This is a genomic window from Citrobacter sp. Marseille-Q5395, assembly GCF_947057495.1.
GTDB lineage: Bacteria > Pseudomonadota > Gammaproteobacteria > Enterobacterales > Enterobacteriaceae > Citrobacter > Citrobacter murliniae.
In genome coordinates this window covers 203,631-218,366 of record NZ_CAMSEL010000005.1, presented here as the reverse complement: position 1 = coordinate 218,366, position 14,736 = coordinate 203,631, and the positions used below count along the sequence as shown (strand labels likewise).

At 52.1% G+C, this 14,736-nt stretch carries 13 protein-coding genes; 5 read left to right on the top strand and 8 right to left on the bottom strand.

Annotated elements, in window-relative coordinates:
- Nucleotides 1-269: 269 nt before the first annotated feature.
- On the top strand, nt 270-980 hold the full coding sequence (locus OH663_RS07250) for a DUF3053 domain-containing protein (protein WP_045448690.1): 711 nt from the start codon (nt 270-272) through the stop codon (nt 978-980).
- Between the two features lie 88 nt (nt 981-1,068).
- Here the strand turns inward: OH663_RS07250 and ghrB are convergent, their stop codons facing one another.
- From ghrB to OH663_RS07220, 6 genes are all read right to left on the bottom strand, one after another.
- The gene (gene ghrB, locus OH663_RS07245) at nt 1,069-2,043 is read right to left on the bottom strand and encodes a glyoxylate/hydroxypyruvate reductase GhrB (RefSeq protein WP_045448688.1); all 975 of its coding nucleotides are present in this window, start codon (nt 2,041-2,043) and stop codon (nt 1,069-1,071) included.
- A gap of 22 nt (nt 2,044-2,065) precedes the next feature.
- Nucleotides 2,066-3,352, bottom strand: a complete 1,287-nt coding sequence (locus tag OH663_RS07240; RefSeq protein ID WP_200011298.1) for an MFS transporter — start codon at nt 3,350-3,352, stop codon at nt 2,066-2,068.
- A gap of 64 nt (nt 3,353-3,416) precedes the next feature.
- On the bottom strand, nt 3,417-4,355 hold the full coding sequence (locus OH663_RS07235; protein WP_200011301.1) for a sugar kinase: 939 nt from the start codon (nt 4,353-4,355) through the stop codon (nt 3,417-3,419).
- A gap of 3 nt (nt 4,356-4,358) precedes the next feature.
- Nucleotides 4,359-5,108, bottom strand: a complete 750-nt coding sequence (locus tag OH663_RS07230; RefSeq protein ID WP_200011304.1) for a sugar phosphate isomerase/epimerase family protein — start codon at nt 5,106-5,108, stop codon at nt 4,359-4,361.
- 100 nt (nt 5,109-5,208) lie between these two features.
- Nucleotides 5,209-6,225: a LacI family DNA-binding transcriptional regulator gene (locus OH663_RS07225; RefSeq protein WP_048223036.1), complete on the bottom strand. Its 1,017-nt coding sequence runs from the start codon at nt 6,223-6,225 to the stop codon at nt 5,209-5,211.
- A gap of 112 nt (nt 6,226-6,337) precedes the next feature.
- Nucleotides 6,338-7,000: an OmpA family lipoprotein gene (locus OH663_RS07220; protein ID WP_045448680.1), complete on the bottom strand. Its 663-nt coding sequence runs from the start codon at nt 6,998-7,000 to the stop codon at nt 6,338-6,340.
- A 161-nt stretch (nt 7,001-7,161) separates the two neighbouring features.
- Here OH663_RS07220 and OH663_RS07215 point away from each other — a divergent pair, with 161 nt between their 5' ends.
- Nucleotides 7,162-9,495: a molybdopterin guanine dinucleotide-containing S/N-oxide reductase gene (locus OH663_RS07215; protein WP_200011307.1), complete on the top strand. Its 2,334-nt coding sequence runs from the start codon at nt 7,162-7,164 to the stop codon at nt 9,493-9,495.
- On the opposite strand, the gene OH663_RS07210 is transcribed toward OH663_RS07215, so the two are convergent.
- On the bottom strand, nt 9,464-9,904 hold the full coding sequence (locus OH663_RS07210) for an N-acetyltransferase (protein WP_045448678.1): 441 nt from the start codon (nt 9,902-9,904) through the stop codon (nt 9,464-9,466). The two genes, OH663_RS07215 and OH663_RS07210, sit on opposite strands and share 32 nt — an antisense overlap.
- On the bottom strand, nt 9,901-10,464 hold the full coding sequence (gene tag / locus OH663_RS07205; RefSeq protein WP_200011309.1) for a DNA-3-methyladenine glycosylase I: 564 nt from the start codon (nt 10,462-10,464) through the stop codon (nt 9,901-9,903). Before tag ends, OH663_RS07210 begins: the two co-directional genes overlap by 4 nt.
- A gap of 159 nt (nt 10,465-10,623) precedes the next feature.
- On the opposite strand from tag, the gene OH663_RS07200 reads away from it, so the two are divergent.
- The 3 genes from OH663_RS07200 to eptB all read left to right on the top strand — a co-directional run bounded on the left by OH663_RS07200 (nt 10,624) and on the right by eptB (nt 14,685).
- Nucleotides 10,624-11,328, top strand: a complete 705-nt coding sequence (locus OH663_RS07200; protein WP_200011311.1) for an autotransporter outer membrane beta-barrel domain-containing protein — start codon at nt 10,624-10,626, stop codon at nt 11,326-11,328.
- Nucleotides 11,329-11,578: 250 nt separating this feature from the next.
- Nucleotides 11,579-12,781, top strand: coding sequence for an L-lactate MFS transporter (locus tag OH663_RS07195; RefSeq protein ID WP_045448674.1), 1,203 nt, complete (start codon nt 11,579-11,581; stop codon nt 12,779-12,781).
- A gap of 212 nt (nt 12,782-12,993) precedes the next feature.
- Complete coding sequence (gene eptB, locus OH663_RS07190; RefSeq protein WP_045448672.1) at nt 12,994-14,685, top strand: kdo(2)-lipid A phosphoethanolamine 7''-transferase; 1,692 nt, start codon at nt 12,994-12,996, stop codon at nt 14,683-14,685.
- Nucleotides 14,686-14,736 lie beyond the last annotated feature (51 nt).

The window sequence follows — 14,736 nt, the reverse complement described above, 5'->3', positions numbered from 1 at the left end:
GCGTCTCGCGTGGGGCAACCTGTAGTTTGCTAACGATTTGATAACGGTCGGGATCTCCAGACAACGGATCCCAATTGTAAAGATTACTAAAAAATTACACCGTGCGAGGAATGGAACATTGGTTAGTAAAGGAAGGACGATGGGAAGGGGGATTTTCCCTTACAAGATTATGTGGAAAGGGTATCTTGCGGGGCTGACCTGGACTATCCTTGTCATCGTCAGGCACGCGGGTGTCGTTGTGCGCATTTTTGGGTGAAAGGAGTATTAAAATGGCGACAGGTAAGTCCTGCTCTCGCTGGTTTGCGCCTGTTTTGGCGCTCTTAATGGTAGTTGGCCTGAGTGGGTGTTTTGATAAAGAAGGCGATCAGCGTAAAGCGTTTATCGATTTTCTGCAGAATACTGCAATGCGTAGTGGGGAGCGTTTACCGACGCTTACCGCCGATCAGAAAAAACAGTTTGGCCCGTTTGTGTCCGATTACGCGATTCTTTACGGCTATTCGCAGCAGGTAAATCAGGCGATGGACTCCGGTCTGCGTCCGGTTGTTGATAGCGTCAATGCAATTCGTGTTCCTCAGGATTATGTGACTCAGCGTGAACCGCTACGTCAGGCAAATGGTGCGCTGGGTGTGTTAGGACAGCAGTTGCAGAACGCGAAACTCCAGGCCGATGCTGCACACGGTGCGTTGAAGCAGAGCGACGACCTGAAGCCTGTTTTTGATCAGGTCTACAACAAAGTGGTAACCGCGCCTGCTGAGGCGTTACAGCCGCTGATACCTGCCGCGCAAATCTTCACGCAGCAGTTGGTACAGGTAGGTGATTTTGTGGCGCAACAGGATACGCAGGTGAGCTTTGTTGCGAACGGTATCCAGTTCCCAACATCACAACAGGCAAGTCAGTACAATACGCTGATTGGCCCGCTGGCTTCTCAGCACCAGGCCTTTACTCAAGCCTGGACTGCTGCGGTGAGTGCAGCCCAGTAATGGCAGTGTGCCGGATGGCGGCTTCGCCTTGTCCGGCCTACAGCTATATACAAAATGCCGGGTATGCGTTAACGCAACCCGGTATTTTTTACCCCAAAATCTGCGGGTTCACGCAGTTTTTCTCGACCTTTCCTTGTAGCGCATCGATTAAGTTATCTACCGCACAGGCCGCCATGTTATAGCGTGTTTCATGGGTTGCTGAGCCAATATGCGGTACTGCCACTACGTTTGGCAGTGACAGCAACGGTGAGTCTACCGACAGCGGTTCCTGCTCAAATACATCCAGACCTGCCGCATGAATCTCCCCGTTTTTTAGAGCAGCAATCAGCGCGGTTTCATCCACGACCGGACCACGACCCGCATTGATGAAAATGGCGGAGGACTTCATTTTGGCAAACTGCTCTGTACTAAACAGGTGATGCGTTTCTTCTGTTAACGGCAGAATCAGGCAGACAAAGTCAGACTCCTGCAGCAGTGTGTCCAGATCGCAGTAACGCGCGTTGAAGCGCTCTTCTGCTTCCTTATGGTGGCGTCGCGCGTTGTAGAGAATCGGCATGCCAAAACCGAAATGAGCACGTTGCGCCAGAGCCAGCCCAATTCGGCCCATGCCGACAATCCCCAGCGTTTTGTGGTGCACATCGGTGCCAAACCAATCTGGGCCAATACTTTTGGTCCATTCACCGACTTTCACTCGTTCAGCTACTTCAACCACGCGGCGGGCTGTGCTTAGCACCAGCGCCATCACCGTATCAGCGACGGTTTCTGTCAGCACTGTTGGCGTGTGCATCAACAGCACCTTATGTGTGTTGAGAGCATCGACGTCAAAATTGTCATAGCCGACGGAGATTGTTGATGTCGCACGCAGTTTGGGCATTTTCTCCAGCAGGGCGGTATTGACGGTTTCACTTGAGCCTAACAGTCCCTCCGCGCTGGCAAAGGCCTGTGCGTGCTGTGTTACTGTTTCCGGGCGCAAGTTGGGCACCTGAGTCACAGTAAAATGCTCTTCCAGGCGTTGCAGCAAATCGTCAGGTAACGCTTTGTAGAGAATAATGGACGGCTTCATACGAATCTCCGTAAGTTAGTGTTTAAGCGTGGTGCGCGCCAGTTGGAAGTTGCTGATTATTAGCAGAACTTGGTCTGACAATCAGAGTTAGCCATACTGAGACAAAAAGCGCTACCCCCATAAAAATGTATGAGGCGGAAGGGCTGCCGGTGGTGCCATTGAGGTAGCCGACAAACCAGGAACCAAAGAATGAGCCTAATGCGCCCATGCTGTTAATCAGTGCCATTGCTCCCCCGGCAACGTTACGAGGCAGCATTTCTGGAATGATGGCGAAGAAGGGACCGTAAGGAGCGTACATTGCCGCACCTGCAATCACCAACAAGGTGTATGAAACCCAGAAGTGGTCAGCACCAACGGCCCAGGAGCCGATAAAGGCGAAAGCGGCGATCAGTAACAGCGGCCAGACAAACAGTTTACGGTTTTGCAGTTTATCTGAAGCCCATGAGACCAGAATCATCGCTGCCGTTGCTGCCAGATAAGGTACTGATGAAAGCCAACCGACCTCCACCATACCTAAATTTGCGCCACCACTACGGATGATGGACGGGAGCCACAGGACGAAGCCGTAGACGCCAATACTCCAGGTAAAATACTGCAGGCACAACAAGATCACGTTACGTGAGCGGAAAGCTTCACTGTAATTACGTACGGCTTTAATACCCTGCTGCTCTTTTTCCAGTTGGGCCTGCAGCGCCGCTTTCTCGGATTCCGACAACCAGCCCACCTGTGAAGGTTTGTCTTTTACCAGCACCCACCAGCAAAACGCCCAGATGATGGCCGGGAAGCCCTCAATGATGAACATTTCACGCCAGCCCAGCGCTTGAATCAGATAACCGGAAACAACGGACATCCACAGGACGGTTACCGGATTGCCGAGGATCAGGAAGGTATTGGCGCGTGAACGTTCGGACTTCGTAAACCAGTTACTGATATAAATCAGCATCGCGGGCATGACCGCGGCTTCAACAACGCCAAGAATGAAGCGAATGGCAGCCAGCATGGGGATGTTACTGACCATACCGGTCAGTGACGCGCAGGCTCCCCACAGGATCAGGCAGATAAAAATCAGTTTTCGTACGCTACGGCGCTCGGCGTAAATCGCTCCAGGGATCTGGAAGAAGAAATAACCGAGGAAAAACAGGGCACCCAGCAGGGAGGAAATCCCTTTGGTAATGCCGAGATCTTCGTTGATTCCGGCGGCGGATGCGAAGCTGAAGTTCGCGCGATCAAGGTACGCCAGACTGTACGTGATAAACACGATCGGCATGATGTACCACCAGCGTTTTGCTGCATTTGTTGAGCTATTCATAGATTGCCCTCTGGTTATGCTGTTATGCCGCCTCTGCATGTAGGGTACAGAGAGGGTCGGGGGTTTATTCCCCTAATTGTTCACGTGTGGGTAAGCCTTCGCTGTCGCCCTGAACCTGAATGGCCAGTGCACCAATTTTGTTGCCTCGGGTTACTGCCTGATGCAGAGAGCGTCCTTCCAGTAGTGCACTGATTACACCCACGGCAAAACCATCGCCCGCGCCAACGGTGTCGACTACGTTGTCGACTCTCACTGGCGCGACACTACCGTGCTCGCCATTGGCGGCTTTATACCAGGCGCCATCGGCCCCGGTTTTGATGATCACTGCCTTGACGCCGTGGCGCAGATAAAAGTCTGCGATGCCTTCAGGGGTCTGTTGCCCGGTTAAAATCATGCCCTCTTTTAACCCCGGTAGAACCCAGTCAGCCTGAAAGGCTAATCGATTGAGTTTCTCCACCATTTCTGTTTCGCTTTTCCACAGCACCGGGCGTAGGTTCGGGTCAAATGAGATTGTCTTACCCATCGCTTTCATGGTGCGGGCAGTATGAGACAGCAGCGCATATGAACTTGCTGACAGTGCTGCCGCAACGCCGCTCAGGTGTAGATGACGCGCGCTGGAGAAGTATCCATCGTGATAATCCTCAACACTGAGGTGGCTGGCTGCGGAGCCTTTACGGAAATACTCTACAATGGGATCGGTTCCATTTTCGACTTTAGATTTTAACTGAAAGCCGGTTGCGTAGCGCCCGTCCTGGGTAACTCCCTGCGCATCAATCCCTTCTTTCGCCAGCGACTTAAGAATAAAACGACCAAAACTGTCGTTACCCACGCGACTCACCCAGCCGACCTTCAAGCCCAGGCGGGCAAGGCCGGTTGCCACATTGAGTTCAGCGCCCGCTACGCGCTTGATAAACTGCTCTACGTCCGCCAAATCACCCGTTTGCGTGGCGACAAACATCGCCATCGCTTCACCAATGGTGACGACATCCAGTGAATTTTTCATGCGTTACTCCTTGCGTAACAGATCGACGTAGTGACGGGTTACCGCCGCCAAATCTTGCCCTTCCAGGGGAAACTCAATGCCGCGCGGCACATCTGCGGGCAGTTTGTTTAGCAGCGTCATCCAGCGTGAGTCTGCTTCATCAGGCGGCACAGCACGATAGCTGTCGTGATGTGGTGTGGCGGCTTTCACATGGATATATCCCACGGCAGATGCCAGCTGTTGCGCTGCTTCTTCCGGGGTGTCGCCTACCCACAACCAGTTGCCCATATCGAAGGTCAGAGTTACCGGCAGGTTCAGGGTCTGGCAGGCTTCGTTAAAACGCTGCATTGGTTGCAGGCGGCCACAAGGTGTTTGATCATTTTCGACGACCAGCTCCATACCACTGGTAACCAGCCAGTTACGCAATGTGTCGAACTGATCTGTATGGGAAAAATGTCCGAGGGATACTTTTAACCACAGAGCCTGCAGGACCTGTGCTTCCTGAAGCAGTGATGGGATCCGGGGATTGAGACTACCATCTTCAAGGAACAGCGGCTCTGGTGCGGAGTAGCAGGCCAGCAGACCAAAAATTTCAATAGCTGACGCCATGGTTGACAGCGTGTTGAGCTCGGTGTTGGTCAACATTTCGCGGCGAATTTCGACGCCGTCCGCGCCAGCTTCTGCAATGACGGGCAATATCGCGGTTTGCCCACCGGCTGCGCGTACCTGGTCATAGCCGTAGGCGGCGGTGACCACCATAATTTTTCTGTTCATGGAAACTCCAAAACTATCGCTCTTGCTATAACGCTATATGGAACCGGTTCCAAAGAAAAGGGCATGATGCCGAATTTATGATCACCATCACGAAGGAAATTTAGCGGGCGGTGGAGCCGCGAACGATCAGTTCACCGGAGAAAACCTGCTCCTGAATGGCATCGGATCCACCATTAATCCGGCGCACAACCTGCTCTACGGCGGTATAACCAATCTGCCACGTCGGCTGTTTCAAAGTAGTAATGCCCACGCCTGCCAGCTCGGCCCATTCCAGCTCATCAAAACCGAGCAGGCCGATGTCGCTGCCCCAATTGAGGCCAATCCGCTTCAGTGCGCGGGCAACCTGTAGCGTGAGGGCGCCGTTGGCTGAGATAACAGCTTTGCGCATTCCCCGATGTTGTTGGTGAAACTGGCGCAGCGTGTCATCCAGTTGCATATTTTCCGCCAACGGGACTTCGGCATTTTCTGCGATGACGCCAGGGTATTGTGCCAGCGTCGCGCGAAAGGCACTCAGGCGCTCGCGGCGAGTATTAACCATGCCTAAAGGTTCGCTGAGAAACAGAATAGCTTCAAAACCTTGTTCGACCAGGTGCTCAGTGGCGACCGTTGCTGCCTGAGTGTTATCGAGCCCGACCATGTCGCAGGCGAAATCAGGGATTTTACGGTCAATTAGCACCATCGGTAGTGCGGACTGTTGCAGGCGGTTTAACCCCTCTTCACGCATGCCTACAGCATTTACCACAATTCCTTCAACCTGGTAGCTTCGCAGCAGGTCGAGATAATGCAGTTCCTGATCCACTTCGTTGTTGGTGTTACAGACCAGAGGGGTAAAACCTTTTTCGCGACAGGCCGCTTCAATACCGCTCAGGACATTAACGGAGTAGGGATTGGTAATATCGGCGATAATCAGTCCGATCAGACGGGTACGGCCATGTTTCAGACCTCGCGCCATCAGGCTGGGGCGATAGTCGAGATCGGCAATGGCTTGTTCAATACGGGCCAACAGCGCGTCGGATAGCAGATGTTTCTCACCGTTAAGGTAACGTGAAATGCTGGTCTTACCCGTTTTAGCGGCTTTTGCCACATCGCTGATGGTTGGGCGTGCTGATTTTGCCATTAAGGTTCCCTCGCCAGAAAGTGAGAACACCTTAACGCGAAAATTGACGATGGCAAGTGCTTCCTGCCGGACGTAGGCCGGGCAAGGCGGAGCCTCCACCCGGCGCATACGTTTACTGGATTGGGCTTAAGGTGATCTCTACACGACGGTTCTGTGCTTTGCCTTCGGCGGTGCTGTTGCTGGCGATCGGGTTCGCCGGGCCCATACCACGGGTGCGAATACGGTTTGCTTCCACGCCCTGAGTGATCAGGGCACTGGCTACAGAGTCAGCACGCTGTTGTGACAGGCGCATATTCAGATCCTGGCTGCCGGTGCTGTCAGTAAAGCCTAATACGTTTACTGCGGTTTTATTGTACTCTTTCAGCACCATTGCCACGCCGGTAAGGGTGTTTGCCCCTGCTGGTTTCAGGTTAGCGCTACTGCTGTCGAAGGTGACGTTATTTGGCATATTCAGAATGATGTTATCGCCACTGCGCGTCACGCTTACGCCAGTTCCCTGCATTTTTTCGCGTAGTTTCGCTTCCTGCACATCCATGTAATAACCAATGCCACCACCAACAGCAGCGCCTGCTGCTGCACCAATCAGCGCGCCTTTGCCGCGATCTTTCTTCGACGAGGAGAGCGCGCCAATGCCAGCGCCAACAAGCGAACCAATGCCCGCACCCATGCCGGATTTACCCGCTTCGCGCTCACCGGTATATGGGTTTGTTGTGCAGCCAGAAACTGCCAGGGCGCCGCTCACGATGGCAGCAATCACAAATACACGTTTCTTCATCTCAATTCCTTAATGACTTTTTTCTTCTTTACCACAGCGACCGTGGCGGATGATTATGACGTGTGAACATGAAGAAAATTCCAGGGAAGACTCTGAAATTTGTAAGTAACATTGAACGGCATAATAAATATCCCCGTCACATCGCATTCAGGAGTGCCATCTTGGCTAATTCACCCGCACGTTACTCGGTATTAACCGCCGCACACTGGGGACCCATTCTCGTGGAGACAGATGGCGATACCGTGTTCTCCTCCCGTGGCGCACTGCCCACATCCCACCCCAACTCTTTGCAAACCGTTGTATGCGATCAGGTACACAGCAAAACGCGGGTGCGTTTTCCCATGGTACGTAAAGGGTTTCTCGCCTCGCCAGAGGCTCCGCTGGGCGTGCGTGGGCAGGATGAGTTTGTCCGCGTAAGCTGGGATGACGCGCTGAATCTTATTCATACGCAGCATAAACGCATCCGTGAGAGCTACGGACCTGCTTCGATTTTTGCCGGCTCGTATGGCTGGCGTTCAAACGGTGTGTTACACAAAGCATCAACTTTGTTGCAGCGTTACATGGCGCTGGCAGGGGGGTATACCGGGCATCTGGGGGATTACTCTACCGGGGCTGCACAGGCCATCATGCCGTATGTGGTGGGTGGAAACGAAGTTTACCAGCAGCAGACCAGCTGGCCGGTGGTGCTGGAACACAGCGATGTGGTGGTGTTATGGAGCGCTAATCCGCTCAACACTCTGAAGATTGCCTGGAATGCCTCTGACGAACAAGGGCTGGCGTACTTTGAGGCATTGCGAAACAGCGGCAAGCGGTTGATCTGCATTGATCCAATGCGATCAGAAAGCGTCGATTTCTTCGGTGACAAGATGGAATGGATAGCCCCACATATGGGGACCGACGTTGCGCTGATGCTGGGGATTGCGCATACGCTGGTGGAGAACGGCTGGCATGACGAGGCCTTCCTGGCTCGCTGCACTACCGGTTATGAACGGTTTGCTGATTATCTACTGGGAAAAACCGATGATATGGCCAAAACAGCAGAGTGGGCAGCGGATATTTGTGGAATTCAGGCGGTGAAAATACGCGAAATTGCCGAAATATTTCACCAAAATACCACTATGTTGATGGCTGGATGGGGTATGCAACGCCAGCAGTATGGTGAGCAAAAGCACTGGATGATTGTCACACTTGCCGCCATGCTCGGCCAAATTGGCACTCCTGGCGGAGGGTTTGGCCTCTCGTACCATTTTGCTAATGGCGGTAATCCGACACGTCGCGCTGCTGTCCTGGCCTCGATGCAGGGGAGCGTAAAAGGCGGCACTGATGCGGTGGATAAAATTCCGGTGGCGCGTATTGTCGAAGCGCTGGAGAACCCCGGAGGTTTCTATCAGCACAACGGTATGGACAGACATTTCCCCGACATCCGTTTTCTCTGGTGGGCGGGCGGAGCAAACTTCACCCATCACCAGGACACGAATCGCCTGATCCGTGCCTGGCAAAAGCCAGAGCTGGTGGTTATCTCGGAGTGTTTCTGGAATGCGGCAGCCAGGCACGCCGATATTGTATTACCCGCAACGACCTCTTTTGAGCGCAACGATTTAATCATGACCGGGGATTACAGCAATCAGCATCTGGTGCCGATGAAACAGGTTGTTGCGCCGCGTGATGAAGCACGCAATGATTTTGATGTTTTTGCCGAACTGAGCGAGCGCTGGGAGCAAGGCGGTTACGAACGGTTTACGGAAGGCAAAAGCGAGCTGGAGTGGCTGGAGACTTTTTACAACATTGCCGGGCAACGCGGTGTCAGCCAGCAGGTGACGTTGCCACCATTCACCGAATTCTGGCAGGGAAATACACTCATCGAAATGCCGGAAGAATCAGCCAATGCGCAGTTTATCCGTTTTGCCGATTTTCGCCGAGACCCGCATAAGTATCCATTGAAAACGGAGAGCGGAAAGATCGAAATTTACTCGCAGAAGATTGCGGGTTACGGCTATGCAGATTGTTTGGGACACCCTATGTGGCTGGAGCCGGATGAATGGTTCGGGAATGCTGAACCCGACCAGTTGCAGGTGCTTTCAGCCCATCCGGCACACCGTTTGCACAGCCAGCTGAATTACAGTGCGCTACGTGAGAAGTATGCGGTAGCAGATCGGGAGCCAGTGACAATTCACCCACAGGATGCGCAAGCGCGTGGCATCGTGGATGGCGATACGGTCAGAGTGTGGAATCATCGCGGCCATATTCTGGCCGGTGCGGTGGTGACGGAAGGCATTAAAGCTGGAGTCATTTGTATTCACGAAGGTGCCTGGCCTGATTTAGATCTGTCTGCCGGGGGGATCTGTAAAAATGGTGCGGTGAATGTACTGACCAAAGATCTCCCCAGCTCAAAGCTGGGGAACGGCTGCGCGGGTAATACCGCGCTGGCGTGGCTCGAAAAGTACAGCGGGCCTGCGCTTGCGCTTACGGCGTTTGATCCGCCTGCCAGCTCATAATCCATGTTGGATGGTGAGTCTCTTCCTGCCATGCGCTGTCTTCTATTCGAAAACCCAGCGCATGGTAGAAATTCACCGCAGATTGATTCTTCTGGTAGACCTCCAGGCTGAGTAATGAAAAGCGCTGTTGCACATACTGCACCAGCGCTTTGCCGATCCCACTTCTGATGGCGGCAGGCTCAACAAACAGTGCGCCCAAAAAGCGTTCTTCAATCACGCTGGCGAAGCCTTTTAGCACACCGTTTTCCTCCCATACCCAGGTTTGTGCGGCTGGCAAATAGACATCGCGTACAACGGACTCACTTTCGCGCCAGTAGCGTTCATCGATAAAGGGGTGGGCATAAATAGTGCTTTCCATCCATAGCGCCAGAATCGGTGCAAGATCGTCAGCCTTTGATTCGCGAATCATGTAGATCCTCCCGGGTAACAAATACAACCGGTGACATGGTCGTTAACCAGGCCGCAGGCCTGCATAAAGGAGTAACAAATAGTGGTGCCAACAAACTTGAACCCGCGTTTTTTTAATGCCTTAGAGAGTGCGTCAGACGCAGGGGTGGAGGTGGGAATTTCGCTCAGACTGGCGGCGCGCGTCACCTGCGGTTGATTATTGACGAATGACCAGACGAACTCGTTAAAGGGTTCACCGTTTTTCTCCATCGCCAGGTATGCACGCGCGTTGCCAATAATGGCCTGAATTTTTCCGCGATGGCGAATAATGCCGGCATCCAGTACCAGCCTTTCTACGTCATCTTCGGTCATTGCTGCAACGGTTGCTGGCTCGAAGTGGTGAAAAGCGTGGCGATAGTTTTCCCGCTTCTTCAATACGGTGATCCACGACAATCCAGCCTGCTGTCCCTCCAGACAGATCATCTCGAACAGCTTTTTGCTATCGTTTTCGGGGACGCCCCATTCCTTGTCGTGATAGGCAATGTAAAGTGGATCCTGACTGACCCAGCCGCAACGCTGCATATTCTTCCTCGCTGTTTTTACTGGCGTAAAAAATTCATTCGGCCCGCCTTGACGCGCCAGCTAAAAAGACAATATTTAATACAGGGCCTGATGTGCCCGATATCCTTCACACAATGACAATAATATCGCCGAATTCGGCTCTTTTCTGGAGTCGCGTTGATGATTATAAGAAACAGTAGTGGTCGCCAGAGGTTAAGCTTTCTGGTGAGCGTCGTAGTATGTGCATTGTCCACCAATACCGCATATGGCTGGCAACAAGAATATATCGTTGATGCTATGTCAGGTCATACGGCTGAACGTTATACATGGGACAGCGATCACCAACCGCGTTATAACGACGTACTGGAAGAGCGCATTCGCTCCACTCAGAACGTAACAGGACCGGTGATGAATATGGCGGACCAAAAGACTCTGGATGCAACCAGCGGTATGAGCATGGGCTGGAATTTTCCCCTGGCCAGGCAGGTAACTACTGGTCCGGTTGCTGCCCTGCATTATGACGGTTCAACAACCTCTACCTATAACGAGTTTGGTGACAGCGCGACCTCTGTGACGCAAATCGATCCGCTGTGGCATGCCAGCGTGAGTACAGTTGGCTGGCGGGTAGATTCGCAGTTTGGCGATGTTAGACCGTGGGCGCAAATCAGCTATAACCAGCAGTTTGGCGAGAATATCTGGAAGGCGCAGTCTGGCCTCAGCCGTATGACGGCAGCGAGCCAGGACGGTAACTGGCTGGATGTCACCGTGGGGGCAGATATGCTGCTCAACCCGCACATGGCTGCTTATGCAGCGCTCTCTCAGGCGGAAAAAAGTACAAATAATAGTGACTATATGTACACCATGGGGGTGAGTGCCAAATTTTAACCAGATGATGCGTAACCAAAACAACTTTTTTACATATTTAGATCAATAATCGCACGCCTTCCAGCGATAGTGTGTACTAACTCATGCGAGAAAACTCAGTCCCCCGACTTTTTGTCTAGTCATTCATTCCGCAATCCAGGCATTTCATTCCGTCCTGATGGCATCTCATGCCTTTTTCTCCCTGCATAAACTGCACTTCGTTATGGTTGTCAGCAGAGAATTTCCCTTTTGTTTATGCAGGAAGACTGCCATGAAAACTTCTGATTATCAGCGTACCCGCTGGCTAACACTTATCGGCACTATCATTACCCAATTTGCCTTAGGTTCTGTTTATACCTGGAGCCTGTTTAATGGCGCGCTCTCCTCTAAGCTGGATGCGCCTGTCAGCCAGGTCGCATTTTCCTTTGGCTTGCTGAGCCTGGGCCTGGCGATTTCTTCTTCTGTCGCCGGTAAACTTCAGGAACGTTTTGGCGTGAAACGCGTCACCATGGCATCCGGTATCCTGCTGGGCGTGGGCTTTTTCTTAACGGCACACTCAGACAGCCTGATTATGTTGTGGCTGAGCGCAGGGGTATTGGTCGGCCTGGCGGACGGCGCTGGATATCTGTTAACGCTTTCTAACTGCGTAAAATGGTTCCCTGAGCGTAAAGGGCTGATTTCCGCCTTTGCTATCGGCTCTTATGGTCTGGGCAGCCTCGGGTTTAAATTTATCGACACCCATTTGCTGGCCACCGTTGGACTGGAAAAAACGTTCATCATCTGGGGTGCAATTGCGTTGGTGATGATTGTCTTTGGCTCCACGCTGATGAAAGATGCACCAAATCAGGAAGTGAAGTCAGTAAATGGCGTTGTTGAGAACGACTACACCCTGGCACAGTCCATGCGTAAACCACAGTACTGGATGTTGGCAGTGATGTTCCTGACAGCGTGTATGAGTGGTCTGTATGTGATTGGTGTGGCGAAAGATATCGCACAAAGCCTGGCGCATATGGATGTGGCGACGGCGGCCAATGCGGTAACGGTGATTTCTATCGCTAACCTGTCAGGTCGTCTGGTGCTGGGTATTCTGTCTGACAAAATTTCCCGTATTCGTGTTATCACCATTGGTCAGGTTGTTTCTCTGGTCGGTATGGCGGCACTGCTTTTCGCTCCGCTTAATAGCACGACCTTTTTTGCAGCGATTGCCTGTGTGGCGTTTAACTTTGGTGGCACCATTACCGTGTTCCCGTCACTGGTAAGTGAGTTCTTCGGCCTGAATAATCTGGCGAAAAACTATGGTGTTATCTACCTTGGCTTTGGGATCGGCAGCATTTGCGGTTCAATCATCGCCTCGCTGTTTGGCGGCTTCTATGTGACCTTCTGTGTTATCTTCGCGCTGCTTATCATCTCACTGGCGCTGTCTACCACCATTCGTCAGCCACAGCGAAGCGTATTTACCGAGGCGCACGCCTAATCTTATTTAGTCGTCTGATTAATACACGGCGCATATATTTACAAAAATATGTGCGCTGTTTGCATTCTCCATAAGCACTTTTGCTCCCTCCTGTGGTCTACTTACCCGCGCTTGTAGACATTTCATCTCTGCTGTTGTCGCATCTTTCACCTGTCTGGTCTGATTGACCGTTGCACAGGGTGTTTTTATCCCGATTTCCAGGGTTTTTTTGCATGAGATATATTAAGTCGATGACGCAGCAAAAGCTTAGCTTCTTGCTTGCGCTCTATATCGGTCTGTTTATGAACTGCGCAGTTTTTTATCGCCGATTCGGCAGCTTTGCGCAGGAATTTACCGCCTGGAAAGGAATCTCTGCGGTCGTTGAATTAGCTGGCGCGGTGCTGGCGACCTTCTTTTTACTTCGTGTTCTCTCTTTATTTGGTCGACGCGTCTGGCGTGTACTGGCCACCTTTGTAGTGCTTTGCTCCGCAGGTGCAAGCTATTACATGACCTTCCTGAATGTGGTGATTGGTTACGGCATTATTGCCTCGGTAATAACCACAGATATTGATTTATCGAAGGAAGTTGTGGGCTGGCATTTCATCGCCTGGCTGGTTTCTGTCAGCGTTTTTCCTTTGCTCCTGATCTGGAGTAATCGCTGTCGCTACACTCTGTTAAAACAGGTTCGTACGCCAGGACAAAGGTGGCGTAGCGTGGCCGTGGTCGTGCTGGCTGGCCTGATGGTGTGGGCGCCGATTCGTCTGCTTGGTATGCAGCAGAAAACGGTTGAACGCGAAACGGGAATTGATTTACCCAGCTACGGCGGCGTAGTGGCGAACTCCTATCTGCCTTCAAACTGGCTTTCCGCGCTTGGATTGTATGCCTGGGCACAGGTTGATGAGTCTTCAGATAACAAATCGTTGATGAATCCGGCGAAGAAGTTTACCTACGTTGCACCAAAGAATATCGATGATACCTATGTCGTCTTTATTATCGGTGAAACGACGCGCTGGGATCACATGGGTATTTTTGGTTACGAGCGAAATACCACCCCAAGACTGGCTCAGGAAAAAAACCTCGCGGCATTCCGTGGCTATTCGTGTGATACCGCAACCAAGCTTTCACTGCGCTGTATGTTCGTACGTGAGGGTGGGGCAGACGATAACCCGCAGCGTACTCTGAAAGAACAAAACATCTTTTCCGTTCTCAGTCAGTTAGGGTTTAGTACCGATCTTTACGCGATGCAAAGTGAGATGTGGTTCTACAGCAATACGATGGCGGAAAACATCGCCTATCGTGAGCAGATTGGCGCTGAACCACGGAACCGTGGCAAAACGGTTGACGATATGCTGCTGATTGATGAGATGCAGCAATCCTTAAAGCAGGATGATAATGGCAAGCATCTGATTATTCTGCATACCAAAGGATCGCACTTTAACTACACGCAGCGCTACACCCGCGATTATGCCCAATGGAAGCCAGAGTGTGTCGATGTTGATAGCGGCTGCTCGAAGGCGCAGATGATCAACTCGTTTGATAACTCGGTGACCTATGTTGATCACTTTATTACCAAAGTGTATGACCAGTTGCGAGATAAGAAAGCGATAGTGTTCTACGCCGCGGACCACGGTGAGTCGATTAATGAGCGTGAGCATTTGCACGGTACGCCGCGTAAAATGGCTCCGCCAGAGCAGTTCCGCGTTCCCATGCTGGTGTGGATGTCTGACAAGTATCTGGAAGATCCCGAGCATGCGAAGGCGTTTGCCCACCTGAAGCAAGAGGCCGATATGAAGGTGCCGCGTCGCCATGTGGAACTGTATGACACCATTTTAGGTTGCCTTGGTTATACCTCGCCAAATGGTGGTATTAACGAGAACAATAACTGGTGTCGTATCCCGGACGAACAGAAGGCTACGGCTCAGTAACGGGGCTGCTGACTTTCTCGCCGATCGAATGCCATTTTGTGACGTAGGGAT

Bases quoted from the DNA above. Each gene is read 5' to 3' on its own strand.
- tag (WP_200011309.1), bottom strand. From the start codon at position 10,464: ATGCAGCGTTGCGGCTGGGTCAGTCAGGATCCACTTTACATTGCCTAT.
- OH663_RS07250 (WP_045448690.1), top strand. From the start codon at position 270: ATGGCGACAGGTAAGTCCTGCTCTCGCTGGTTTGCGCCTGTTTTGGCG.
- OH663_RS07195 (WP_045448674.1), top strand. From the start codon at position 11,579: ATGAAAACTTCTGATTATCAGCGTACCCGCTGGCTAACACTTATCGGC.
- OH663_RS07240 (WP_200011298.1), bottom strand. From the start codon at position 3,352: ATGAATAGCTCAACAAATGCAGCAAAACGCTGGTGGTACATCATGCCG.
- OH663_RS07210 (WP_045448678.1), bottom strand. From the start codon at position 9,904: ATGATTCGCGAATCAAAGGCTGACGATCTTGCACCGATTCTGGCGCTA.
- OH663_RS07235 (WP_200011301.1), bottom strand. From the start codon at position 4,355: ATGAAAAATTCACTGGATGTCGTCACCATTGGTGAAGCGATGGCGATG.
- OH663_RS07200 (WP_200011311.1), top strand. From the start codon at position 10,624: ATGATTATAAGAAACAGTAGTGGTCGCCAGAGGTTAAGCTTTCTGGTG.
- OH663_RS07220 (WP_045448680.1), bottom strand. From the start codon at position 7,000: ATGAAGAAACGTGTATTTGTGATTGCTGCCATCGTGAGCGGCGCCCTG.
- ghrB (WP_045448688.1), bottom strand. From the start codon at position 2,043: ATGAAGCCGTCCATTATTCTCTACAAAGCGTTACCTGACGATTTGCTG.
- OH663_RS07230 (WP_200011304.1), bottom strand. From the start codon at position 5,108: ATGAACAGAAAAATTATGGTGGTCACCGCCGCCTACGGCTATGACCAG.
- eptB (WP_045448672.1), top strand. From the start codon at position 12,994: ATGAGATATATTAAGTCGATGACGCAGCAAAAGCTTAGCTTCTTGCTT.
- OH663_RS07225 (WP_048223036.1), bottom strand. From the start codon at position 6,225: ATGGCAAAATCAGCACGCCCAACCATCAGCGATGTGGCAAAAGCCGCT.